Source organism: Planctomycetota bacterium, assembly GCA_033763975.1.
GTDB lineage: Bacteria > Planctomycetota > Phycisphaerae > Phycisphaerales > UBA1924 > RI-211.
Genome location: JANRJM010000018.1, coordinates 138,546 through 162,266 on the forward strand (window position 1 = coordinate 138,546; position 23,721 = coordinate 162,266).

The following is a 23,721-nucleotide window of genomic DNA, read 5'->3' on the forward strand; positions in this document are numbered from 1 at the left end:
CACGTCACCCGACAATCGTCCCGCGGCATTCGCCGAAACCGATGCGTCGGAAGCCCTCGCGTTCGGCCCAGGCGCGGAGGATCACCGTGTCGCCGTCCTGCAGGAAGGTGCGGGTTTCGCCGCTGGGCAGGCTGATGGGGCGGCGTGGTTTGCCCGTGCCGTCCCACGTGAGTTCGAGCAGGCAGCCGCGGGTCGAGGGCTCTGGCCCGCTGACCGTGCCGCTGGCGAGCAGGTCGCCGGGCTGGAGGTTGCACCCGTTGCTCGTGTGATGCGCGATCATCTGCTGGAACGTCCAGTACATCTCTCGGAAGGTGCGGCCTGTGCTCAAGGTAACAGGCGACAGGCCACGCTTCGCCATCTCCGCTGTCTGGAGCTGGGCTTCCAGGTGCAGGTCGAGTCCGCCGAACGCGGTGTCGGCGTCGTCGCGCAGGTATTCCAGCGGCTGCGGGTCGCCCTCGGGCCTCGTGTACGCGGCGCAGCGGAAGGGCTCGAGCGCCTCGGGAAAGACCATGCACTCGGAGATCGTCGTCGCGAAGTTCTTCGCGAGGAACGGGCCCAGCGGCTGGTATTCCCACTTCTGCACGTCGCGCGCCGACCAGTCGTTCACGAGGCAGTACCCGGCGATGAGGTGGCGCGCCTCCGCCACCGACACCGGGCGTCCGAGCGGGTTGCCCGGGCCGATGATGCAGCCGACCTCGAGTTCGTAGTCGAGCATCTGGCAGGGGCCGAAGGTGGGGGAGGCTTCGCCGTCCTTGAACGTCTGCCCGTGGGGGCGCGGGATCGGCGTGCCGGAGGCGACGATCGAGGACGCGCGCCCGTGGTAGCCGATGGGCACCCACTTGTAGTTGGGCAGCAGCGGGTTGTCGGGGCGGAACATCGCGCCGACGGTCGAAGCGTGGTGGATGGACGCGTAGAAGTCGGTGTAGTTGAAGATGGCGACGGGCTCGGCGAGGCGTGTCTCGCGCCGCGGGCGCAGGGCCTTCTGGCGCACGCGCCGCAGCGACTGCCCGCCCATGCTGTCCTCGCGCAGGAATCGCTGCAGTGCCTCGCGGAGCTGGCGGCGCAGTGCCGGGGCGCGCAGCAGCCCGAAGGCGTGCGGCATGGTGATCGCCCGCGCCAGCGCCTCCTCGTTCTTATCGCGCCCGATGAGCCCGCTCTCGACCAGCATCGAGATGTCGAGTACTTCGTCGCCGATCAGCGTCGCGAGGTGCGTGTGCGTGTGGTTGTCGTGCGAGGCTTCGTACGCCGCGAGCGGGAGGTTCTGGATGGGAAAGTCCGTCGCGGGGTCGTTCGCGGATTCCACCCACGACCGCAGCTTGGGGTCGTGCGTGGCGTCGATGGTGGGGGAGGCGGCGTGCGGTCGCGGGGCGTCGGTGCTCATGGGCACAGCGTACCCGCGTGCCGCGGGGCCGTACCCTCGCCCCGTGACCGACCCGCTGCGGATCGTCCTGGAGCGCGACGCGTTCGTCGTCGTGGACAAGCCCTCGGGCCTGCTGTCGGTGCCGGGCATCGGGCCGGGCAAGGACGACTGCGTGGCGTCGCGGGTGCGTGCGATGTTCCCGCGCGCGGGCGGGCCGCTGATCGTCCACCGCCTCGACATGGACACGAGCGGGCTCATCGTGGTGGGCCTGACGGAGCATGCGCAGCGCGAGCTCTCCGCGCAGTTCGAGCGGCGCACCGTCGTGAAGAGCTACGTGGCGCGTCTGGAGCGCTGTCCAGAACACCCCGCCGGCGCGATCGAGGTGCCGATCCGGCTCGATGTCGAGCGGCGTCCGTACCAGGTGGTGGACTTTGAGCAGGGGCGCCCGTCGCTCACGCGGTACCGCGTGCTCGACGCCGGCACGGCGCGCGTGGAGTTCGAGCCGCTCACGGGGCGCACGCACCAGATCCGCGTGCACGCGGCGTTCGGCGGGCAGACCCACTGGCCCGCGCGCGATCCCGATCGCGCTGCCCCCCGCGCGATGATCCAGCCGCCCCCGGCGCCGCGCGTCGGGCTGGGCTCGCCCGTGCTGGGCGACCCGCTGTACGGCGTGCCCGCGCCGGAGACGTCCGCACACGCACGGCCCGGGCTTGAACCGCCCGCCCGGCTCTGCCTGCACGCCGCGATGCTGGAGTTCAACGACCCCGACAGCGGCGAGCGCGTGCGCGTGACCAGCGAGGCCTCGTTCTAGTTCGGTCGCAGTGCGTTCTGCTCCCTCTCCCGCCTCTTCTGCTTCTTCTTCTTCTTCTTCTTCTTGCTCTTGGTCTTCACCAGTTCCCAGTGCCCAGTCCCCGGTGCCTTCCTTACTCCTTCGCGTAGACGCGTCGGGTGCCGGTGCTCTCGAGGGCCGGCGCGAGGCGCTGCAGCGCGTGGGCGTACGCGGCGGTCCGCATGCTGATGTCTTTCTCTTCCGCGAGCTCGAAGACCTCGGCGAACTCGCTGCTCATCTTCTTGCGGAGTTCGTCGTGGATGCGCGGGAGGTCCCAGTAGAACCCGCTCTTGTTCTGCGTCCACTCGAAGTACGACACCGTGACGCCCCCGGCGTTCGCGAGGATGTCGGGCACGACGCGCACGCCGTTCTTCTTGAGGATGACATCCGCCTCGGGCGTGCACGGCCCGTTGGCGAGCTCGAGGATCGCCTTGGCACGCACGCGCCCCGCGTTGTCCTCGGTGATGACATTCTCGATCGCGGCGGGCACGAGCAGGTCGACGTCGAGTTCGAGGAGCTGCGCGTTGGTGATCTCGCGCGTGCCGGCGCCGCACTCGGCCGTCGGCAGCAGCTTGTGCGTTTTCTCCTTGTGGCTCGCCAGGCGCGGGATGTCGAGCCCGTCGGGGTTGTACCGTCCGCCCGTGTGGTCGCTCACGGCGACGACCTTGTACGCCGGGTCGGCGTGGCAGAGGCGCGCCATGTTGTCGCCCGCGTTGCCGAAGCCCTGGATCGCCACGCGCTCGGCCTTGCCGCCCACCCAGCCCAGGCGCTTCTCCAGTTCCTTCAGCACGTAGTACCCGCCCCGCGCGGTCGCGTCGTCTCGCCCGAGTGACCCGCCCACCGCGACGGGCTTGCCGGTGATCACGCCGGGCTCGCGCTTGCCCGTCACCCCGGCGTACTCGTCGGCCATCCACGCCATGATCATCGGGCCCGTGTTCACGTCCGGCGCGGGCACGTCGACGTCAACCCCCACCGCGAACGCGATCGCCCGCATGTACCCGCGGCTCAGCCGCTCCAGTTCCGCCGTCGACAGCGTGTGCGGGTCGACGATCACCCCGCCCTTGCCCCCGCCGAACGGCAGCCCGACGCACGCGCACTTGAAGGTCATCCAGAACGCCAGGGCCTTCACCTCTTCGGGCGAGACGTCCTGGTGGAAGCGGATGCCGCCCTTCGCCGGCCCGCGCGTGTCGTCGTACTTGCACCGATACCCGGTGAAGAGGCGCAGGGCCCCGTCGTCCATCCGCACGGGGATCGACACCTCGAGCATCTGGCGGGGGCTGCGCAGGCGCAGCAGGGTTTCAGGGTGCACCTTCGCGTGGGCGGCCCCGAGGTCAAGCCGCTGAAGCGCCGCGGAAAACACGTCTGTGGTGGTCATGCACGCAGTTTAGTGATTCTCGCGCGGATGCGCCGCGGGGAGGTCGCGGCGAGGTCCGCGGGGCCCGGTGACGTCGCCCCGGCGAAGGCGGGCTTGACGGGGAGCGAAACACGTGATATTTTTATCACGTGTTTCCGGCCGAACCATCCGCCCCGACCGCCGCGTCCCGCTCTGCGGAGCGGGGGGTCGATCGTGTCTTCCGCGCGCTGGCGAGCGACGTGCGGCGCGACATTCTCGACGCGCTGCGCGACGGGCCCCGCCCCACGGGCGAACTGGTGATGCTCTTCCCGGGCCTGTCTCGCTTCGCGGTGATGCAGCACCTGCGCGTGCTCGGCCGAGCCCGACTGGTGGTGTCGAAGAAGACGGGGCGCGTCCGCACGAACTACCTCAATCCTGTCCCGATCCGCCTGATCTACGAACGCTGGGTGAGCCGGTACGAGGGCGCCTGGGCCGCCGCACTCACCTCCATCCGCGACGCTGCCGAGGGCGTCGGAACCGAGCGCACACCATCGCGCCCGGCGGGCACGGCGCGTGCCGATGTCCGGCGGGGCGAACTCCGGGGGCGACCATGATCGAGAAGGTCTTCAGCATCGACATCAAGGCCGGCGCGCAACGCGTGTGGGACGAGATCACCCGCTCCGGCTCCCCGCATCACGCGATGTTCGGCACGTACCTGCACGGCCCCATCGCCCCCGGGGCGGTGCTTTCCTACCGCAACAAGCGCGGCACGCACACGTTCGTGCTCGGCGAGGTCCTCGAGGTCGACGCCCCGCGCCGCCTCGTCCACACCTTCCGATTCTCGATGGAGCAGGACGCGCCCACGCTCGTCGAATGGCGGCTGACCGAGCAGGGCGGCGTCACGCGCGTCACGATCACGCACTCGCGATTCGAGGGCGAGACCCGCACCCTCAAGAGCGTCACCACCAGTTGGCCCGCGATCCTGGCGCTGTACAAGGCCGTCATCGAGACCGGGCGGGCCCCGGCGGGCGCCCGGTTCAAGAACGCGCTCATGATGAGCATGTCGTTCATGCTCCCCAAGAGCGCGAGGACCGAGGTCGCGCTCGCCGCCAGCACCGCCGTCCCCGGGGTCGAGCGCGCGGGCCAGAGCGTCCGGTAGACTGGCGCCCGGGAGGCGCCATGCACGACTTCGTCTGGAATCTGTACCAGCAGCGCAGCATCGACGACGTGCGGGGCGATCTTGCGCGCTCGACGAGCGACCTCGAGCGCGACGTCACGCGCGTGCAGGACCGCGTCGATCGCCTCGCGCTCATCAACGCCGCGATGTGGGAACTGGTCGTCGCGCGCCTCGGGCTGTCGCAGGAGGAGATCGAGGCCAAGGTGCAGGAGGTTGACCTGCGCGACGGCGTGCTCGACGGACGCGTGAGCCGCACCGACGGCCCGTATCAGTGCGTCAAGTGCTCGCGCACGCTGATGCAGCGCCACCGCACCTGCCTGTACTGCGGGCAGCCGCACGCGCCGGACATCTCACCCGTGGTGTAGCGGGGCGGCCCCGGCGGGTCAGGCCTCGATCTCCGCCGCGTCGGCCACGCCCGAGCGCAGTTCTCCCGCCGCGAACCGGTCGAGCGCGTCGTAGACCTCCGCGGGGGTCGCGGCGTGGCGCATCGCTTCCTTGAAGGGCTTGATGCTCTCCATCTTGCCGCTGCCCAGGTCGCGCTGCAGTGTCTTCGCGAACCACGACACGCGCCGGTTGATCTGGAACATCGCGTACCGATCGTCGCGATGCTCGCGCATCAGGTCGAAGAACCGGCGGATGGTCGCGAGCTTCTGCGCCTCGGTCGGCTCGGGGGGCGGTTCGACTCCCCGCACCGCCGCCCACGCCTCGCGAAACACCCACGGCGCGCTCAGCGCCCCGCGCCCGATCATGACGCCCTGGCAGCCGGTCTCGCGGATCATCCGTGCCGCGTCCGCGCCGCGGCGCACGTCGCCGTTGCCGATCACCGGGATCCGCCCGTTGACGGCCTCGACCACGCGCGCGATGCCCGGGAGCTGCGCCTGCCCGCCGAACTTCATCTCGGTCGTCCGCCCGTGCACCGTCACGCCGACGACGCCGACGTCCGCGAGCATGCGCGCCAGGTGGGGCGAGCACGCCTGCCCCGCCTCGTAGTCCGCGGTGCTCCAGCACAGGCGCATCTTGCACGTCAGCGGCACCACCACCGGTCCACGTTCCGCGGCACTCGCGTCATCGGCCCGCGCGTCTTGTGCCCGCACCCCGTTCGCCCGCACGCCCGCAGCATGCGCACCGCTCGCCACGCCTTCCCCGAACGCCGAATCCCCAATGCCCGATGCCTCGTGCCTGCTCCCTGCGGCCTGTAGCCCGGTGCCTTGTCGCTTCTTCCATTCGTCCGCGCTCACCGGGCAGCGTTCCAGTTCTCGCACGACCCGGGCCGCGACCGCGACCGCCCGGGCCAGGTCGGTCAGCAGTTTGCTCCCGCCGTCTTTCTTGGTCACCTTGTCCACCGGGCAGCCCATGTTGATGTCGACGAGGGTGGCCCCGTGCTCGACGGCCCAGCGGGCGCCCTGGGCCATGATCTCGGGGTCGCTGCCGTAGAGCTGCATGCCGACGGGCTTGTCGAAGTCGTTGGTCTTGGCGAGGTCCAGGCTGGTGGCGGTGCCGCGCAGAAGTCCTTGCGGGCTCAGTAGATCCGTGCACGCCAGGCCCACTCCGCCCCATTCGCGGCAGACCGTTCGGAACGCCAGGTCGCAGTACCCGGCGATCGGCGCCAGCAGCAGGTTGGTCGCGAGTTCCAGGCATCCCAGGCGGAGCATCCCGGACAATACGGAGTCCGGCCGGGGCCCGCCGGGCCTAGCCCGGGCCTCACCCCGGGGTGCCCGCCGATACTCAGAAACCCGGCGAGCGCCGCCCCGCCGACGGGGAAGAATGAGCCGGGCCGTCCGGAGTGTGCGGGCGCGGCCGAGTTCACCTTCCGCGTCGCGGAGTCATCCAGAGGAGTTCACAAGATGGTGTCGCGTTCCAGCATGGTCCTTGTCGCCGTCTGCGGTGCCGTGTGCGGGCTTGCGTCCGTGTCGATCGCGCAGGACCAGCCCGTGAAGCCGTCGCTCCCGCCCGCGCTCTCGCCGGTCGCCCCCGGCGCCAAGGTGCCGATGAAGGGCGACGTGCCCGCGGTTCCCTCGACGGGCGGGAAGATCGAGTTCGACCAGACGACGCACGAGTTCGGCGAGATCAGCGACGACAAGCCGGTCGAGGCCGTCTTCAAGTTCACGAACCGGGGCACGGGCCCTGTCGAGATCGTGAGCACGCAGGGTTCGTGCGGGTGCACGGTTCCCGCGCTGGACAAGAAGGTGTACCAGCCCGGCGAATCGGGCGAGATCAAGGTGCAGTACAACCCGCACCACCGGCGCGGGCCGCAGCACACGACCGTCACCGTCACCACGAACGACGATTCGAACCGCACGGTGGTGCTGAACGTGAAGAGCGACGTGAACCCGCTGGTGGTGGTGGAGCCGGCGATGGTCGCGCTGGGCGAGGTGGCCAAGGGGCGCGGCAAGACGATGACGGTGACGGTCACGTCGCGTTCGAAGGACATCCGCATCGAGGGCGCGACGCCCAACATCGCGCTGGTGGATTCGAAGGTCCTCCCGGGCGTCGAGACTGTGGTCAACGGCCGCACCGTGTGGCAGTACCCCGTCGAGATCTCGGTGAAGCCCAACGCGCCGGTCGGGCCGATCGCCGGGGGCGTCTCGCTCCGCACGAGCGAGGCGGGCCGCCAGGTGAACTTCACCGTCCAGGGCGAGGTGATCGGCGACGTGCTCGCGAACCCGGCGCGTCTGCAGCTCGGAGCCCTCCAGCCCGGCCAGGCGATCATGTCGGCCGTCTCGCTCAAGAGCCGCAACGGCAAGCCGTTCAAGATCCTGAAGGTCGAGGAACAGCCCCAGGGCCCCTCGCCCCTGTTCGCGAAGCTTGACGTCCGCGATGATCAGGTCCCCGCCGGGGCCGCCCCCGCCTACACGCTCAACCTCGCCGGCACCGCGCCGGGCGCGGGCGGGCCGGCCGCCGGCACCCTGGTCCTCACCACCGACCTGCCCGACGAGAAGGAGTTCAAGATCACCTACTACGGCTATGTCCGCGCTCCCGTGGCCAACGCCCCCGCGCCCAAGCCCCGCACCGTCTGGGACGAGCAGCCCAGCCTGCTGATGCCCGGCGGCCCGCGGTAAACTCACCATCACCCTTGGGGGCGCCGTGCAACCGCACGCCGTCCCTGTTTTCTCGGCAGCCTCACCCATGCCCCTGGGCACCATCATCCAACGCGCGTTCGCACTGGGATTCGTCGGCGTGCTCGCCGGCGCGGTGCACTCCGTCGTCACGCCGGTGACGCTCCGACCCGCGCCGCCCGCTCCGCCGGTGCTGCCGAACCCGCCCGTCACAACCAACGGCGAACGCCCCGCCGATCCTGCGACGCCCGCCGCGGGGAGCACGCCCGCCGCGGGCGCACCCACGCAGCCCGCGCCGCTGGGCCTCGACATCGATCTCGCCTCCGCGGCCGCGCTGTTCGCCGCGGGCGCTCCGTTCATCGACGCCCGCCTCGCCAACGAGTACGAGGCCGGGCACGTCGAGGGGGCGTTCTGGATGCCCTCCGAGGTGTTCATGAACGGCGCCATCCCCGACGCGCTGAACTTCATGGACAAGGCCGCACCCGTCGTCGTGTACTGCGGCGGTGGGCAGTGCGACGCCTCGCACAACGTCGTCGTTCTCCTCCAGCAGTTGGGCTTCACCCGCTGCCACGTGATGGCCGACGGCTACCCGGCCTGGAAGGCCGCCGGGCACCCCGTCGCCACCGGCAAGCCCGCCATGTGACCCACTCTTCCGCCGGCCCGCGACGGCGAACGCAGGACGCAACGCCCGTGAAGACCAAGAGCCCGAGCATCGTGTGGGGAGGCCTCGCGCTGGTGGTGCGCGTGCTGCTCGGCGGGCTGTTCGTCTTCGCCGCGATCGTCAAGCTCCGCAACCCGCAGCTCTTCGTGCAGGGCGTCATGGCCTTCAAGATCCTGCCCGACCACCTCGCCACGCTCACGGCCTTTGTCGTCCCCTGGCTCGAGGTCCTCGCGGGCGTCGCGCTCATCCTCGGCTGGTGGGCCCGCGCGGGGGCGGTGGTCCTCGGGGGCATGCTCCTGGCCTTCATCGGCGGCATGCTCTCCGTCCTCGCCCGCGACCTCGACGTCCACTGCTCTTGCTTCGGCAAGTTCGAGATTCCCTGCTCGGGGGCGATCGGCCCGTGCCACCTGGCCCGCAACGCCGTCCTGTTCGCCATGGCGATGTACGTTGCCGTGGTCGGCCCGGGCTCGCTGGCCGTCGACCGCGAATCGATGAAGTAGCCCGCCTATCATCCCGCCCGGCACGTTTCCGTCGCCCGGACCTGCGGAGCCCGTCGCCCCGCAGCCCCGGGCCTCACGCCCAGGACGGACCTGAATGAGCAAGTTCCCCCGCTTCGGCAACACCCAGAAGATCCGCGTCGCGCACATCTCCGAGACCGGCGACACGTTCGTCGATTGGAAGGACGTCGAGACGCTCCGCAAGCTCATGAGCCCCAACGGCAAGATCCTGGGACGCAAGCGCCTCAGCACCTCCGCCGCCGAGCAGCGCATGGTCGCCCAGGCCATCAAGCGCGCCCGCTACATGGCGCTCCTGCCGTACACCTCCGCCACGCTCTGACGCCCCGCGGACCCGGCATGACCACCCCCGCGACCAACGCGCCCGCCCCGGCGGGCGCGAGCGGCGACGCCGCCCCCTCGCACGCGACGCTCGCCCGCGACTACGCCGCCATCCTGCGCCGGCACGCCCTCGACCCCGCGGCCCCGCCCGCGCCGGTCTCCGCGCACGCCCCGGAGTTCGCCGACCGCCTCCGCCGCTTCCTCGACATCGCCTGGGGCGCCCTCTGGTCCTCCGGCATCTCCTGGATCGGCTTCTACGTCCACGGCCCGCACGCCGGCGAGATGTCGCTCGTCGCCCGTGAACCCAAGCCCGCCTGCTCGCCCATCGGCCTCCACGGCCTGTGCGGGCGCGGCTGGCGCGACGCGCGCTGCTTCGTCGTCCCCGATGTCCGCTCCCTCGGGCCCAACTACGTCGCCTGCGACCCCCGCGACCAATCCGAACTCGTCGTCCCCGTCGTCCTCGCCGACGGCACCATCTGGGGCGTCCTCGACGCCGACAGCTTCGACCTCGGCGCCTTCACCCCCGACGACGCCCGCGGCCTCACCGACCTCCTCGTCGCCATCGGCATCTCGTACCCCGTCGACGACCACCGCCGCGTCGAAGTGCTGTAGCCGACGGATCTGCGAGCCCGACGCGCTCCGAGCCCGACGCGCCAGCGAGAGTGTTCCCCTCCGAGCCCGACGCGCTAGCGAGGGGCTTGCCTTCCGTGCCCGCGTACGAGCCCGACGCGCAAGCGAGGGTCTTGCTGTACGAGCCCGACGCGCAAGCGAGGGTCTTGCCTTGGGGGCGCCGCAGCCGGGGGTAGTCTCAACGTGCCTGTCGCGAGTTCACGCGGCAATCTGCGAAAGGATTTCCCCAGCGCCGAAGCGGGCGAGACCGCGTATTACGCCCTGCGGTGGGTGAGCACGCGCGGGGAAAAGGTGCCGTGGTCGGAGGTGACTAGTGCAACCGTCGCAGCATGCGGGGCGACGGTGGCTGAGTAAACCCCGCTTCGCGGACTCAATCACTTCTTCTTCCGTTTCTTGCCCTTCTTCGCGCCGTCATGTGGACCAAACAAACCTTGGTCGGCCACGTCCGGCGCGCCGGTACCGACAATCAGCCAGTAATGGCCGTGCCGGCTGGTCTCGTAGGCTTTTCGCTGCATTCTGACTTTCAGCGGAATGTCCTCGTGAAATGACCCCGTGTATTGATTCGCTCTGCGGCGAATGGCCTTGTCCTCGCAGTGGAACCGCTGTTGGCCCAGTTGAGATTCGTCTTGGGGTCGCACAAACTGAAAAAGCCCGTAACCAGTTTTCTTGTTGATTCTGATGAACTTCACGGGAGCGTCGATTACTGGGTCGGCCTCGGGATCAAGTGCAGGCGGATCGAACGGGGCGCGGATGGCAGCGCGGCCATTCTGGTCGATCACGATGTCTACGGCTTGCCCCTTCAACGCCAAGACTTCTTTGGCAGCGGATGAATCCAGTGGCACCGTCGCGTTAGTCAAGGCCGTATTCACTGCCGTGGCGAAGTCTTCCGAGTCCTCGCGGTTCTTGCTCACGCGCACCGATTCTGCCTTGGCGAGAGTTTCCAGCTCCGCAACCACGCCGTCGAGCGTTTTCTTCTCCCGCTTGGCCTTGATATGCGCCTTGATGATCTTGCTCGACCACTCCCAGAGTTTATTGGCTATGGCATCCGCGCGGTTCCCGATGATTCCGCCCACGGCTGCCACGCCGAACCACAGGGTCGCGTCAACGAGGAACGAGCCCTTGCTGATCTTGCGGACGTGAAACTCGACGCGGAACGACGTGCCCGATTTGGGGAGTTCGAGGACTGATGTCTCTTGCGAGTAGTACGCGAGTTGAAGAAAGCGGTCCCAGCCTTGGAGCGCGGCACCAAGTTCCGCAGCGGGCAGTTCGCCTCGGTCGGCGAGCTCGCCGTCAAAGGTCAGAGTCACTTGGAAGCCTGGGGCTTCCTGCGTTTCCACCTCACTTGTGCCACGAGCGGACTTGGCCATGCGAGTATTCTAACTCTGTTCGCCGACCGACACTTTGCGCGAGTGATGATCCGACAAGCGAGCCATGTCCCGCGTTTGACACTCCCACCCGACCAGTACCTGCCACCCGGCGCGCCGCAGCGCGGCGAGTGTCCGCCTGTCGCGTTCCCGGGCCCGCGGCGCATGAGGCGGAGACGACCCCCGCTGGCGCAACGGGCTCGTACCGGAGGGAAGGACCCTCGCTTGCGCTTCGGGCTCGTATCAGGCGCCAAACGCAAAGAGGGCGCCGGGCGTGCGGCCCAGCGCCCTCCGGGCGAGAGATGAGTGCTCGTGTGTTGCCGCCGGCGCCATGGGCGCACGCGGCGTTGTGATCAGGCGGCCGCTCTTGTCTTGCGGGGCGTGACCTTCGAGGCGGCGCGGGCCGCGGCCGGCACGGGGATGGGTGTCGGCACGTGCGCGGGCTCCGGGGGCAGGGTCAGCAGGTCGACCAGGTCCGCCGGGCTGTAGCACCACAGGTCGATGCCGATCTCCTCGGCCAGCCCGTCCGCGCGGTTGAACACCCCGCCGCCGACGACCATCTTGGTCTTGCGGCACGCGCCGATCTCGCGCAGCGTGTCGATGATCCGGCGGATCTCGGGCAGGTCGCTCGCGGCCGACGCGAACATCACCAGGTAGTTCGGCTGCGTTTCCTGCACGCGGCAGAGGATCTCGTCACCCGGCACGCCGCCGCCGGCGAAGGTGACGTCAAAGCCGTCGGCCTCGAGGAGGTCGCAGGCCATCTGGGCCGCGAGTTCTTCGCCCTGGCTGGGCCCGCAGGCGCAGAAGATCGTTTCGCCGCGGGGCGAGGCGCGGTTCAGCGCGGCGCCGGTCTGATCGACGAGCATGCGCAGGAGGCGCGTCGAGAGGTGGTACGCGAGCGAGGTCATCTGATCGCCCTTGTACAACTTCTCGATCGTCTCGTGCGCGGGCCAGAAGAGCTCGGAGATCACCTGCGACGCGTTCGCGCCGCGGGCGGCCAGTTCTGCCACCACGTCCCGGGCGGCGGGGCGATCGCCCCCGACCAGGGCTTCCAGAAATCGTGCCTGCAGCAAGTCACGGCTCATCGCGTATCCCCTATGCCCGTCGGCGACCGGCCGGTCACCAGTAGTTCGGGCGGACTTCGTGCCGCGGACTCCGCCGCTGTTCATGAGGGCGACCTCACGCCCTGCTCATCCGGGCTTGGGTATCGGCGGCGCGGGTTCGACGCGTCGAGATTGCGGGTGCCGCGCAGGAGTTCACGGACGCAGCGGGGCGCGGGTCCGAGAACGCGCGGGGGTGCGTGTGAGTCCGGATAACCGAATCAGTTCCCGCGGATGGCCCGGTAACACACGCAAATCCCCCAACTGAGGGGAGTCGCGGTGACATCCGTGCACCCGGCTTGGCGAATGGCATCCACCATCTGCTCGCGCGACATGAAGGCGCCGACCGAGGCCGGGAGGTAGCGGTAGGCGCCCGACCGGTCGCCGCTGAGCCAGGTCGCGGTGCGGGGCATGACGCGCCCGCAGTAGAGGTCATTAAACCAGCGGACGACGGCGTTGCGGGGGCGGTCGAACTCGAGCACCACCAGCCGCCCCCCGGGGCGCAGCACGCGGGCGAACTCGCCGAGTGCGCGGCGGGGGTCCTGCACGTTGCGGATGCCGAAGGCGATGGAGACGACGTCGACGCTGGCGTCGGCCATGGGCAGGCGCATGGCGTCGGCTTCGATATAGGTGGTGCGCGCGTCGGGCCTGTCGCGAGCGGCGATGTCGAGCATCGCGCGGGTGTAGTCGGCGCCGATGACGAGCGAGGCGGGAGAGCGGGCGGCGAACGCGCGGGTGAGGGCGCCCGTGCCGCAGGCCACGTCGAGGACGACGTCGCCGGGTCTGACGGCGGCCTGGCGGACGGCGAAGTTCCGCCAGCGCCGGTCCTGCCCGAGGGAGTGGACGGCGTTGTTGAGGTCGTACGAGCGTGCGATCGCGCCGAACATGGCGCGGACCTTCGCGCTCTTGTCGGCGTGGGCGTGCGGGTTGGCGAGCTCGGCGTCGCGCCAGCCTTCGACCGGCGGCGCGGCGTGTCCCGGCGCTTCGGGCATATGGCAATCGTAGACTTTGCGCGCTCCCCCCGGGTGGATGCACGAAAATCGGAGGAACCCATGCACGCTGCGAGACTCTTTGTGCTGGTGCTGGCCGCGATGTGCGTCGCGATCGGCGCGGGCGGATGCCAGAAGAACACGACCACCGGGCGCTCGCAGTTCCTGCTGCTCTCGCTGGAGCAGGAGGCGCAGCTCGGGGCCGAGGCCAAGCCCCAAATGCTCGCGGAGATGGGGGGCGAGATCGCGCGAGGCGAGATCAGGGCGTACGTGACGCAGGTGGGCAACCGCCTGCTCGTGCCCGCCCTCGAGCGCGACCCGGAGATGCGCGCCCTCGCGTGGGAGTTCACCGTGCTCGACAGCGACGTGATCAACGCCTTCGCGCTCCCGGGGGGCAAGGTGTTCATGTCGCGCGGGCTCATGCAGAAGATGACCAACGAGGCCCAGCTCGCCGCGGTGCTCGGGCACGAGATCGGGCACGTGACGGCGCGGCACGGGAACGAGCGCGTCTCGCGCACGGCCGCGGCCCAGATGGGCCTAGAAGTCGCCTCGTCGGTCCTCAGCGGGAGCGAGAGCGGCCCGCTCATCACCCAGCTCGCCGGGCAGGGCACGCAGTTGTTCCTCATGCGCTACGACCGGCGCCAGGAGTCCGAGTCTGATTCCCTGGGCGCCGAGTACATGGTCGGCGTCAAGTACGACCCCATGGGCGCGGTGCAGGTCATGGAGATCCTCGCCGAGGCGGCGGGGGGGCAGTCGCCCCCGGAGATCCTCTCGACCCACCCGGACCCGGCCCGCCGGGCACAAGACCTCCGCGCGAAGATCGCCGCGGAGTTCTCGTTCAGCCAGGGCAACCCCGAATACACGCTGCGCGAGGCCGAGTTCCGCCAGAACGTGCTCCGCCGCCTGAGCACCGCCTACCCCCACGCGGGAACGCCCCGCCTGGCGGCGTACCCGCGCGAGGGCATGCCGGAGGGCGCGACGTGCTCGTTCGCCGGGTGCGGGCACTGAGCGCACCGCGACAAATCTGCAACCGCCCGGCGGCCCGTTCGGTACACTCCTGCGGGCCCCCTCGCCGGGAGGATCTCGCGTGTCGTTCGGCATGACCAGATCGCAGGAGCAACGGCTGATCGCGAACGCGGCGGCGGGAGACCGTGCCGCGAGCGACACGCTGATCCGGGCCCACCAGCAGGGGGTGTACGCGTACATCCTGCGGCTCAGCGGGCGGCACGACGTGGCCGAAGACGTGGTGCAGGAGGCGTTCGTTCGGGTGCTGCTGAACCTCGACCGGTTCGACACGCGCTTCCGCTTCTCCACGTGGCTGTTCACGATCGCACGCCGGGTGTTCTTGAACGCGATCGAGAAGCGCAAGCCCGCCAGCGACAGCGATCGCGTGGGCGAGGCGTCCGGGCATGGGCGCGCGGTGGGGACGGAGATCGAAGCGTCGGAGCGCCAGACGACGTGCAAGGACGCGGTGCAGAAGGCGCTGCTCACGCTCTCGATGGAGCAGCGCGAGGTGATCGTGCTCTTCCACCAGCACGAGTGGCCCATCTGGCTCATCGCCGAGCATCTGCGCATGCCCGAGGGCACGGTCAAGAGCCACCTGCACCGCGGGCGGGTGAAGCTGCGCGAGGCGCTCGAGCGCGACGCGGCCGAGGTGGTGGTGCTCGTGAAGCCGCGTGACGCGGAGGCGATGCGATGAGCCATCGCCCGAACCATCCCGCGCCGGGGCGAGACGGCGACAGCGACGACGCGCGTGCCCGCCGCTCGGCCCGCGAGGTCGACCGCGTGGTGAACCGAATCTTGGACGCCGAGAGCGAGGGCGAACTGCACGAGGCCCGTCGCCTGAAGAAGGACGCGCGCCACGCGGGCCACGACATCGACGCGTCGCTCCGGCGCATGCGCGATGCGGTGGCCCACCTGAGCGTGATGCCGGCGGCGCCCGACATGCGTTCGCGCGTGCTGGCGGCGATGGAGCACGAGAGCGCGTTCGTCGGCCCGCGCGAGCGTCGGCGGATCTCGGCGGCGCGGGCGGCGGTCTGCTGCGGCGTGCTGGGCGCCTTCGGCGCCTACGCCCTGGTGCAGCGCCTCGCCCCGCAAGCGCCGCCGCCCCACGAGGCGCCGGTGTCTCACCTGGTCGAGGCCGGACGCGCGGACCTCGCGACCTCGGCGCAGTCCCTCGCCCAGGCGCTGGGCACGCTGCGCGAGGAGTTGACGCGTCCGGTCGGTCAGATGGTGGCGTTGAGCGGGCGGGGGCCGATGCCCGCGCCCGACGTCTTCTCGCTCGGCAGCACGCGCGAGTACGACGTCGCGTCGCGCTTCGATGCGCACGTGCCCGTCGGGTCCGCGTCGGCGTCGCTCACCGTGCTCGACGTGACGCCGGTCGGGCTCGCCGCCCGCCCGACGCAGCGCGTCTTTGCGGGCACGCAGGCGGGGCTCGACTTTGCCTGGGACGCGGTAGGCGCGAAGGAGCCGCCGTCGCTTCCCCTCTTGAAACTCTTCCCGTCCCGCCCCACGCGTGCCGAGGCCGTGCCCGGTGAAGGCCCGTGCCCCGAGCGTTGCCCGCACACCACGTGCGGGCGGCGGCCCTAGGCGCATGGGGCGCGAGCGGATGGGGCGGCGGGGGCGCGGCATGTCGATGACGCGGACAGTTCGTGGGCGGGCGCCGCGGGTCGCGGGCGCCTTGTGCATCTTCGCGGCGTCGGGCGCCGTGCTCGCCGGTCCCGATCCCGCGCTGCTCCGGGCCATGCCCGGGTCTGTTGAGTTCGTCGCGGCCGCGGGAGACCTGCGGAGCGCGGCCCGCACGCCCGCCTTCCGCGGCGCCGCCGCCTTCGTCGATGAACTCGGCACCTGGAGCCGCAGCGTCGACGCCTGGGGCGGCATCGCGCGGGCGCTGGGCATGACCCCGCAGGCGGCCCGCGACGAGGTCTTCGGCTCGCAGATCGTCTACGCCATGCGCGGCGTCGACGACGAACGGGCCGAGCACGCGCTCTTCTGCGAGATCTCGGGCGAAACGGAGCGCCTGCTGCGCGAGCGGCTCCGCCCGGCTCCGCGCGGGCTCGAGCGCCGGCTGCCCATCCTCGCGCTCGAGAACGGCGCGTTCGACGTCTCGACCTGGATGTTCCCCGGCGCCGAGACGCGGGCCCGCGTGCTCATCTGTCCGAAGGGAAGCGAGCGGCTGTTCGACAGCCTGCTCCCCGCGCTGCGCACCGGCGAGACGGGCGACGATCCCGCCGGCCCCGACGGGACGGGCACGCTCGGCGCGTCGCGCGCGTTCGCCCACCTCGGACAACTGCCCGAGGGCGATGTCGCCGTGCTGTCGCGCCGGATGGGGGCGGAGGGCGAGCGGTTCCTCGTCGCGTCGGTCAGTTTCGATGGCGCGGACGTGCGCGGGGCCATCGTGGCGACCCGCGACATGCTGCTTCCCGGGCGGGCGGCCCCGCCCGCCGGGGCCCCCGACGAGCGCCCCGCGTGGCCCGGAGAGGCGGTCGAGTTGCTCGCCCAGGACGCCACCCTGCTGGTCGCCGGCTCGCCCCGCGAGCAGCCGCTGGACCTGGACGCCGAACTGGTCGGCGAGCGCGTGCGGTCCACCCTGCTGCTCTCGCTGCTGGGGATGATGCGCCTGCCCCCCTCGCTCGAGCAGCGCATCGACGGGATCGCGCTGGTGGCGGTGCACGAGCTGCGCGGGCGGGATGAAGCGGGCGGGTCCGCGTTGTCGATCAGCGTCGCGGTGCCGACGCCGGACGTCGACGCGTACGCGCCGCTGGTCGACGGCTGGGGCGTCTCGCTGGCGGGAGACGAGCACCTGCGACTGCCCCCCGCGCCGCTGGAGAGCGTGCGGGTGCTGTCGCTGTCGGGCGAAGGCGGCCCGGTGCTCAGCGGGCTGGGGCGTGCGGGCGGGTCGATCGCCTGGACGTTCGCCAAGCCGCCGGGCGGGGTCGCCGGGTGGTGGGTCCTGAACATCCGCACCTCGCGGGGCGACGAGCTCGGCGCGGGCGAAGCGGCCAAGGCGCTCGCGATGCGCCTGAGCGAGGCCCCGGACGCGGCGGACCCGGGGCAGTTCCGCTTGCTGATTCACCCGGCGCGGCTCACGACGCTGCTCCGCCGCGACCGTGCGCCCGCGCCCGATGCTCCCAGCGATGCGCTGCGGGTCTTCCGCTGGATCGAACGCTTCGAATCGAACCTCGAGCGCGCGGGCGATGGGCTGGTACGCGGGCGCGTGTCGGTGCGGGTTTCCGAGGCAGCGCTGGCCGAGGCGGAGCGGGCACTACCGCCGGCGCCGGAGTAGAGCGAGCGACGAGGCACCGAGAAGACACACCGCGCCCGGGGTGGGAATGGTCTGGTAGCTGACGCGCACGTTGTCGATGCCCCAGGACTCGTCGTTGATGCCCTGGAGATTCTCGTCGGCCCACGTGATGACGATGGGCGCCCCGGGTTCAACGGTAAAGGTGCGGGTGATGGTCCGGTAGATCGAGTCGTTCCAGCGGCTGTCGTAGCCCAGGGGCGCCGGGCCGACGGTGGGGGAGTGGAACGACTGGACGCTGCCGGCGTGGTTGGTGAAGGTGTCTCGAAGAAGAGTCTGCCCGTTGACGGCGAGTCGGACGGTGTCCGGGCCGTAGATGGTGTCGATGCCGTCCCAGGAATCGATGACGTAGAGGTCGAAGGAAAGGGTGTACTCGACGAAGGAGCCGCCGCCGCCGCCGCCGCCGCCGCCGCCACCGCCGCCGCCACCGCCACCGCCACCGCCGCCAGAGCCGCCGCCGCTGGAGCCGCTGCGTCCGCCGGGCTGACCGGCGGGGGGCTGGGCGAGGGTGAGGGTTGTGGAGTGACCGGAATAGCGCCCGTTGAAGATGGAGAAGGCGGGTGCGGCGTCGAGTCGAGAGGCGCTGCTCCATTCGGGCCCGAGCGTGCCGCTCTCGAAGGTGTTGGAGTACAGGGTGGTCTGCTGCGCGAGCGCAGTGGGCGCGAGCGCAAGGATGCCGGCGAGTCCGGCGAGTGCGAGTCTCATGTTCTCTCTCCGGTCTTGAGTTGTCCGCCACGCAGTTCCGGGGCTGGGTGCCCCGACCGGGAGAACATGACGCCTCGCGCGGGCGCGCCAAGCAAAGCCCGCACGGGGGGCTCGTCGGGCGTCGGCGCAGGCGGTGCGGGCGTTACCGGCGTGCTAAGTTGACGCGGGGGGAGGTCCGAAAAACGCCGCGTGCGCGTCGGACCGGGGGATTCGCGCGTTCGTGGCGCATAGAGTGGGCCCGGTCGGGCTTTGCTCGCCCCGGGCACTCGCCCGCGGGACCGGCGGGCGGGTGCCGACGCGCATTTCCGGATGCCCGAACAGAACCGAACCGCTCTCGCGGCGACCGCACCACGGTGGGTGCGACCCCGCGCCGGGCGGCAATCGACCAGGACCGCCATGACGAGCGCGACCCAGAGCCCGACCCCCCAGGCCGACGCCACGCCCCGGAACCATCGCATCCGCAATGTGGCGATCATCGCGCACGTCGACCATGGCAAGACGACGCTGGTCGACAACCTGCTCAAGCAGAGCGGGAACTTCCGCGCGGGCGAGCTCGAGAAGCTCGAGGGCGGGCAGCACGGGCTGATCATGGACAGCAACCCGCTCGAACGCGAGCGCGGCATCACCATCCTCTCGAAGAACTGCGCCGTGAACTACCACGCGGCCGACGGCACCGAGTACCGCATCAACATCATCGATACGCCCGGGCACGCCGACTTCGGGGGCGAGGTCGAGCGCGTGCTGCGCATGGCCGACGGGGTCTGCCTGCTCGTGGACTCGTCCGAGGGCGTCATGCCCCAGACCAAGTTCGTGCTGGGCAAGGCGCTGGAGATCGGACTGCGCCCGGTGGTGATCGTGAACAAGGTCGACCGCCCCGACCAGCGCGTCCAGGACGTCGTGCACGAGGTCTTCGACCTCCTGGTCGAACTGGGTGCCGAGGAGCACGCGCTCGACTTCCCCGTCATCTACGCGAGCGGGAAGAACGGGTGGGCGACCCGCGAGTGGCCCGTGCCCGCGCAGAAGCCCGACTCGCTCCGCGACGTCTTCGAGGCGATCGTGAAGGAGATCCCCGCGCCCCCGGCCGACACCAGCGGCCCGCTGCAGGTGCTCATCACCAACATCGACTACAACGAGTACGTCGGGCGCATCGGCATCGGGCGGGTGTTCAGCGGGTCGGTGAAGGCCGCCCAGAGCGTGGTGGTGCTCAAGCGCGACGGCGCGACCGTGCCCTCGAAGGTCGGGCAGCTCCTGCAGTTCTCGGGGCTCAAGCGTCAGGAGGCGGTCGCGGTCGAGGCCGGCGACCTGTGCGCGATCGTCGGGCTGGAGAGCGTCGACATCGGCGACACGGTCGCGGACCCCGAGAGCCCCAAGGCCCTCCCCGCGCTCAAGGTCGAAGAGCCGACCATGACGATGCTCTTCAAGATCAACGACTCGCCGTTCGCGGGGCTGGAGGGCGAGTTCGTGACGAGCCGCCAGATCCGCGAACGCCTGACGAAGGAACTGCAGCGCAACGTGGCGATGCGCGTGGAGAGCGGGCGGACGGCGGACGAGTTCATGGTCTCGGCGCGCGGGGTGCTGAGCCTGGGGATCCTCATCGAGACGATGCGGCGCGAGGGGTTCGAGCTGGCCGTCGGCAAGCCCGAGGTCGTGACGAAGACGATCGACGGGGTGCTGTGCGAGCCGATCGAGGAACTGGTCGTCGACGCCCCGCAGGAGACGGTGGGCTCGGTGATGGAGCTCGTCGGCGGGCGTAAGGGCGAACTGAAGAAGATGGACACGCGGGGCGAGGGCGTGGCGCACATGCGCTTCGAGATCCCCTCGCGCAGCCTGATCGGGCTGCGCTCGCGCATGATGACCGCGACGCAGGGCCAGGCGATCATGCACCACTCGTTCCTGCGGTTTGACCCCGTGTCGGGCGAGATCCCGCACCGCAAGGCCGGCGTGCTCGCGAGCATCGAGACCGGCGCCGTCACGACGCACGCGTGCGAGCTGCTGGCCGACCGGGGCGTGCTGTTCGTCGAGCCCGGCGAGAAGGTCTACACCGGGCAGATCGTGGGCGAGCACAACCGCGACAACGACCTGACGGTGAACATCACGCGCCTCAAGCACCTGGACAACATGCGGGCGGCGAGCAAGGACAAGACGGTCGTGCTGAAGGCCCCGCGGAAGATCACCCTCGAGTACGCCATGGAGTACATCGAGGACGACGAACTGGTCGAGATCACCCCGACGAGCGTGCGCCTGCGCAAGAAGCTGCTGAGCGAGGCCGAGCGGCGCAAGGTCGAGCGGGCCTCGCGCGACCGCGACGCGGACGAGTCGTAACCCCGGGGCCCCGTCGGGCCGATACAAGCTCCGCATGCCCCGACCGAACCGTGCACCCGCGCCCGCGTCGTCCTCCCCTCGGGGGCGCGGGCGGCGCCCCGACCCGACGCGCGCGACATCCACGCCCCGCGCCGCCGCCGACGCGCTCGCGCCGCTGCGCGCCTCGATCGACGACCTCGACCGGCGCCTCGTCGCCCTGCTGAACGAGCGCTCGCGCCTGGTCGTCGAGGTCGGCAAGGTCAAGCGCACCAGCGGCATCCCCGTCTACGCCCCGCACCGCGAGGCCCAGGTGCTCTCAAAGGTGCTGGCCCTCAACGCCGGCCCGCTCCCGCCCCGCACCATCGAGGCCATCTACCGCGAGCTCATGTCCGGCTCGTTCGTGCTCGAGCAGCCCATGCGCATCGGGTACCTCGGGCCCGCGGGCTCGTTCTCGCACCTGGTCGCGGTCCGCCACTTCGGGTCGTCGGTCGACTTCGAAGACCTCCGCGCCGTGCGGGGCGTGTTCGAGGAGGTCGTGCGCGGGCACGTCGACCACGGGCTCGTGCCGATCGAGAACTCGATCCACGGCGGGATCACCGAGACCCTCGACTGCTTCACGCAGTTCGCGGGCGACGTGCGCGTCTACGCAGAGGCGCAGCTCGCGGTGCACCACACGCTGCTGGCGAACTGCAAGCCCTCGTCGATCCGGAAGATCTACTCCAGGCCCGAGGTCTTCGCCCAGTGCCGCGCCTGGCTCGCGACGCAGTACCCACAGGCCGAACTCGTGCCCGTGTCGAGCTCGAGCAAGGGCGTGCAGATGGTGGCCGAGGAGAGCGGGCAGGACGAGACGCGCGAGGGCCCGGGCGTCGCGGCGATCGGCAGCACGCTCGCGGGCGAGCTCTACGGCGTGAACGTGCTCTTCCGGCGCATCGAAGACAACCCCGGCAACATCACGCGTTTCTATGTCATCAGCCGCCAATGCGCCCTGCGCACGGGCGATGACAAGACCAGCGTCATGTTCAGCACGATGAACAAGCCCGGCGCGCTGGTGAGCGTGCTGAGCGCCTTCCAGAAGGCCGGCGTCAACCTCACGCACATCGACAAGCGCCCCGGCGGCCGGCGCAACTGGCAGTACACGTTCTTCGTGGACGCCGAGGGGCACGAGACCGACCCGCGCGTTGCCAAGGCGCTCGTAAACGCCCGCAAACACTGCCGCGACCTGACCGTGCTGGGCAGTTACCCCCGCAGCACGCGCGTGCTGTAGGCGGGCGACCCTCGACGCCGCGGGCGCCGCGCGGTATACCGATGGCATGAGCACACTCTCCCGGCGGGCGTTTCTGGGCGCATCGGTGGCGGCTGCGGGCGCGATGGGTGCGGCGTCAGGGGCCGAACGCCCCGGTCCCCGCGCGGGCGCCCGCCCCGAGGCGCGCCCGCGGTTTCACGCCGCCGGCCCGGTGGTCATCGCGTCGCTCAACGGCCTGCCCGCGACCCGCCGCGCGATGGACCTGCTGAACGAGGGCTACGACCCCGCCGACGCGATCGTGCAGGGCGTGCGCATCGTCGAGGACGACCCCAACGACGATTCGGTCGGCTACGGCGGGCTGCCCAACGCCGACGGCGTGGTCGAGCTCGACGCGTCGGTGATGCACGGGCCGACGCACAAGAGCGGGGCGGTCGCGAGCGTGCGGAACATCAAGAACGTCGCGATGGTCGCGCTCATGGTGCTCCGGCGCACCGACCACTGCCTGCTCGTGGGCGAGGGGGCGTACCGCTACGCGCGGTCGATGGGCTTCGCGCACGAGGAACTGCTCACCGAGCACGCGCGGGCCGAGTACCTCAACTGGCGCCAGAACATGAGCCGGGACGACGACTACCTGAACGACGACGAGCGCGACGCGCCGGTGGGCAAGACCTGGGACCTGCTGCCCGGGCAGCAGGCGCCCGCCGCTCCCGTTCCTCGGACCAACGACGGGCCGGACATCCGCGACGACTCGCCGGCTCAAGGCCGGCCCCGCACCCGCGCCCCGGGTCAGGACTTCATCAGGGAAGTGACGGGCACGGTGCACTGCTCGGCGCTCACCGCCAAGGGCGACATCGCGAGCTGCACGAGCACGAGCGGGCTGAACTGGAAGATCCCCGGTCGCGTGGGCGATTCGCCGATCATCGGCGCGGGCAACTACTGCGACAACGACATCGGGGCAGCGGGCAGCACCGGGCGGGGCGAGGCGAACATCGTGACGCTCGCCGCGGCCCGGATCGTGGACCTGATGGGCGACGGGCTGTCGCCCGAAGAGGCCTGCCTCGCGATGTGTCGCTACGTGGTGGATCGCACGAAGGAAAAGCGCCTGTGGCGTGTGCGGGGCGACGTGCGCGAGCCCACGTTCGACCTGAAGTTCTACGCGCTGCGCAAGGACGGGCTGTTCGGCGGGGCGTCGCTGTGGTCGGGCGCGAAGATGAGCGTGTGCGACGGCGCGGGCGCCCGCGTGATCGACGTGCCATCGCTGTACGAGCGTGCGCAGGGGCGGTGAACTCGTGACGGAGACAGACCAGCCCCGTCCCGCCGGCGCGAGCGACGCCGCGCCCGGAACGCCCGGTGCGCCTGCCGCGCCCGGTGTCGACCCGTCCGCGGACCCGGACTACGGAAAGAAGTACCGCCAGCCCCCGTTCGTGCGGCGGCTGCGGTGGTGGTGGCTGCTGACGGTGCTGCCGGTTCCCGTGTGGGTGTGGATCTGGCCGGGCCCGGGCGGTTGGGCGGGCCCGCTGGTGTTTTTCCTGCCGCAGTTCGTGGTGATCTTCGTGCTGACGGTGGTGTACCGCCGGGCGCGTGGCCGCGCGAAGCGCGTGGTGGACGCGTCCGATGGGCGCGCCTGCTGGCACTGCGTGTACGACCTGTCGGGGCTGCCCGAGATCGGGGCGTGCCCGGAGTGCGGGCGCGCGTACGAGCACGCGGAGGTGCAACGCCGGTGGAAAGCCGCGGACTGGTGAGACCGCGCGGTGTGAACGCGCCGTCTCGTACGAGCCCGAAGCGCGAGCGAGGGCCTCTCGCTGGGACGGGCCTTTCCAGGCTCCGTTCGCCCGAC

Annotated in this window: 24 protein-coding genes; 17 read left to right on the forward strand and 7 right to left on the reverse strand. The window is 70.7% G+C overall.

The features are described from left to right. Positions 1-4: 4 nt before the first annotated feature. Entirely contained in the window at positions 5-1,381 is a 1,377-nt protein-coding gene (gene fahA, locus SFY69_12440) for a fumarylacetoacetase (GenBank protein ID MDX2132850.1), read from the reverse strand. Between the two features lie 43 nt (positions 1,382-1,424). On the opposite strand from fahA, the gene SFY69_12445 reads away from it, so the two are divergent. Next, the gene (locus SFY69_12445) at positions 1,425-2,171 is read left to right on the forward strand and encodes an RluA family pseudouridine synthase (protein ID MDX2132851.1); all 747 of its coding nucleotides are present in this window, start codon (positions 1,425-1,427) and stop codon (positions 2,169-2,171) included. A 112-nt stretch (positions 2,172-2,283) separates the two neighbouring features. Here the strand turns inward: SFY69_12445 and SFY69_12450 are convergent, their stop codons facing one another. After that, a complete protein-coding gene (locus tag SFY69_12450; protein ID MDX2132852.1) occupies positions 2,284-3,564 on the reverse strand; it encodes a Glu/Leu/Phe/Val dehydrogenase in 1,281 nt (426 codons plus the stop codon). A 128-nt stretch (positions 3,565-3,692) separates the two neighbouring features. Here SFY69_12450 and SFY69_12455 point away from each other — a divergent pair, with 128 nt between their 5' ends. The 3 genes from SFY69_12455 to SFY69_12465 are packed head-to-tail and all read left to right on the forward strand — an operon-like array spanning position 3,693 to position 5,064. After that, positions 3,693-4,136, forward strand: a complete 444-nt coding sequence (locus SFY69_12455) for a helix-turn-helix domain-containing protein (protein MDX2132853.1) — start codon at positions 3,693-3,695, stop codon at positions 4,134-4,136. Next, positions 4,133-4,681, forward strand: coding sequence for an SRPBCC domain-containing protein (locus tag SFY69_12460; protein ID MDX2132854.1), 549 nt, complete (start codon positions 4,133-4,135; stop codon positions 4,679-4,681). Before SFY69_12455 ends, SFY69_12460 begins: the two co-directional genes overlap by 4 nt. A 20-nt stretch (positions 4,682-4,701) precedes the next feature. After that, entirely contained in the window at positions 4,702-5,064 is a 363-nt protein-coding gene (locus tag SFY69_12465) for a hypothetical protein (GenBank protein ID MDX2132855.1), read from the forward strand. An 18-nt stretch (positions 5,065-5,082) separates the two neighbouring features. Here the strand turns inward: SFY69_12465 and SFY69_12470 are convergent, their stop codons facing one another. Further along, the gene (locus SFY69_12470; GenBank protein ID MDX2132856.1) at positions 5,083-6,351 is read right to left on the reverse strand and encodes a tRNA-dihydrouridine synthase; all 1,269 of its coding nucleotides are present in this window, start codon (positions 6,349-6,351) and stop codon (positions 5,083-5,085) included. A 192-nt stretch (positions 6,352-6,543) separates the two neighbouring features. Here SFY69_12470 and SFY69_12475 point away from each other — a divergent pair, with 192 nt between their 5' ends. From SFY69_12475 to SFY69_12495, 5 genes are all read left to right on the forward strand, one after another. Continuing rightward, positions 6,544-7,758: a DUF1573 domain-containing protein gene (locus SFY69_12475; GenBank protein ID MDX2132857.1), complete on the forward strand. Its 1,215-nt coding sequence runs from the start codon at positions 6,544-6,546 to the stop codon at positions 7,756-7,758. A gap of 67 nt (positions 7,759-7,825) precedes the next feature. After that, complete coding sequence (locus SFY69_12480; protein MDX2132858.1) at positions 7,826-8,398, forward strand: rhodanese-like domain-containing protein; 573 nt, start codon at positions 7,826-7,828, stop codon at positions 8,396-8,398. Positions 8,399-8,445: 47 nt separating this feature from the next. Continuing rightward, entirely contained in the window at positions 8,446-8,916 is a 471-nt protein-coding gene (locus SFY69_12485) for a MauE/DoxX family redox-associated membrane protein (GenBank protein ID MDX2132859.1), read from the forward strand. Positions 8,917-9,010: 94 nt separating this feature from the next. Continuing rightward, positions 9,011-9,253, forward strand: coding sequence for a 30S ribosomal protein S18 (rpsR, locus tag SFY69_12490; GenBank protein MDX2132860.1), 243 nt, complete (start codon positions 9,011-9,013; stop codon positions 9,251-9,253). 17 nt (positions 9,254-9,270) lie between these two features. Continuing rightward, positions 9,271-9,864 (forward strand): GAF domain-containing protein, encoded by a 594-nt coding sequence (locus tag SFY69_12495; GenBank protein ID MDX2132861.1) that lies wholly within the window; start codon positions 9,271-9,273, stop codon positions 9,862-9,864. A 392-nt stretch (positions 9,865-10,256) separates the two neighbouring features. On the opposite strand, the gene SFY69_12500 is transcribed toward SFY69_12495, so the two are convergent. From SFY69_12500 to ubiE, 3 genes are all read right to left on the reverse strand, one after another. Beyond that, entirely contained in the window at positions 10,257-11,249 is a 993-nt protein-coding gene (locus tag SFY69_12500) for a hypothetical protein (protein ID MDX2132862.1), read from the reverse strand. Between the two features lie 350 nt (positions 11,250-11,599). Further along, entirely contained in the window at positions 11,600-12,331 is a 732-nt protein-coding gene (locus tag SFY69_12505) for a cobalamin-dependent protein (GenBank protein MDX2132863.1), read from the reverse strand. Positions 12,332-12,567: 236 nt separating this feature from the next. Beyond that, complete coding sequence (ubiE, locus tag SFY69_12510) at positions 12,568-13,338, reverse strand: bifunctional demethylmenaquinone methyltransferase/2-methoxy-6-polyprenyl-1,4-benzoquinol methylase UbiE (protein MDX2132864.1); 771 nt, start codon at positions 13,336-13,338, stop codon at positions 12,568-12,570. 60 nt (positions 13,339-13,398) lie between these two features. Between ubiE and SFY69_12515 the strand changes: the two genes are divergently transcribed. The 4 genes from SFY69_12515 to SFY69_12530 all read left to right on the forward strand — a co-directional run bounded on the left by SFY69_12515 (position 13,399) and on the right by SFY69_12530 (position 17,620). Continuing rightward, positions 13,399-14,343: a M48 family metallopeptidase gene (locus SFY69_12515; GenBank protein ID MDX2132865.1), complete on the forward strand. Its 945-nt coding sequence runs from the start codon at positions 13,399-13,401 to the stop codon at positions 14,341-14,343. A gap of 91 nt (positions 14,344-14,434) precedes the next feature. Continuing rightward, positions 14,435-15,034 carry an RNA polymerase sigma factor gene (locus tag SFY69_12520; GenBank protein ID MDX2132866.1) on the forward strand — a complete coding sequence of 200 codons (600 nt, stop codon included), beginning with the start codon at positions 14,435-14,437 and terminating at the stop codon, positions 15,032-15,034. Then, the gene (locus SFY69_12525; GenBank protein MDX2132867.1) at positions 15,031-15,924 is read left to right on the forward strand and encodes a hypothetical protein; all 894 of its coding nucleotides are present in this window, start codon (positions 15,031-15,033) and stop codon (positions 15,922-15,924) included. Before SFY69_12520 ends, SFY69_12525 begins: the two co-directional genes overlap by 4 nt. Before the next feature lie 40 nt (positions 15,925-15,964). Next, on the forward strand, positions 15,965-17,620 hold the full coding sequence (locus tag SFY69_12530; protein MDX2132868.1) for a hypothetical protein: 1,656 nt from the start codon (positions 15,965-15,967) through the stop codon (positions 17,618-17,620). Here the strand turns inward: SFY69_12530 and SFY69_12535 are convergent. Further along, positions 17,600-18,340 (reverse strand): hypothetical protein, encoded by a 741-nt coding sequence (locus SFY69_12535; protein ID MDX2132869.1) that lies wholly within the window; start codon positions 18,338-18,340, stop codon positions 17,600-17,602. The genes SFY69_12530 and SFY69_12535 overlap by 21 nt on opposite strands. A gap of 396 nt (positions 18,341-18,736) precedes the next feature. Here SFY69_12535 and typA point away from each other — a divergent pair, with 396 nt between their 5' ends. Genes typA through SFY69_12555 form a run of 4 tightly spaced genes read left to right on the forward strand, consistent with a single transcriptional unit; the run spans position 18,737 to position 23,626 of the window. Continuing rightward, positions 18,737-20,662: a translational GTPase TypA gene (gene typA / locus SFY69_12540; protein ID MDX2132870.1), complete on the forward strand. Its 1,926-nt coding sequence runs from the start codon at positions 18,737-18,739 to the stop codon at positions 20,660-20,662. A 34-nt stretch (positions 20,663-20,696) separates the two neighbouring features. Continuing rightward, positions 20,697-21,905 carry a prephenate dehydratase gene (gene pheA / locus SFY69_12545; protein MDX2132871.1) on the forward strand — a complete coding sequence of 403 codons (1,209 nt, stop codon included), beginning with the start codon at positions 20,697-20,699 and terminating at the stop codon, positions 21,903-21,905. 46 nt (positions 21,906-21,951) lie between these two features. After that, positions 21,952-23,169 carry a N(4)-(beta-N-acetylglucosaminyl)-L-asparaginase gene (locus SFY69_12550; GenBank protein ID MDX2132872.1) on the forward strand — a complete coding sequence of 406 codons (1,218 nt, stop codon included), beginning with the start codon at positions 21,952-21,954 and terminating at the stop codon, positions 23,167-23,169. Positions 23,170-23,173: 4 nt separating this feature from the next. Continuing rightward, positions 23,174-23,626 carry a hypothetical protein gene (locus tag SFY69_12555; protein MDX2132873.1) on the forward strand — a complete coding sequence of 151 codons (453 nt, stop codon included), beginning with the start codon at positions 23,174-23,176 and terminating at the stop codon, positions 23,624-23,626. Positions 23,627-23,721: the final 95 nt, after the last annotated feature.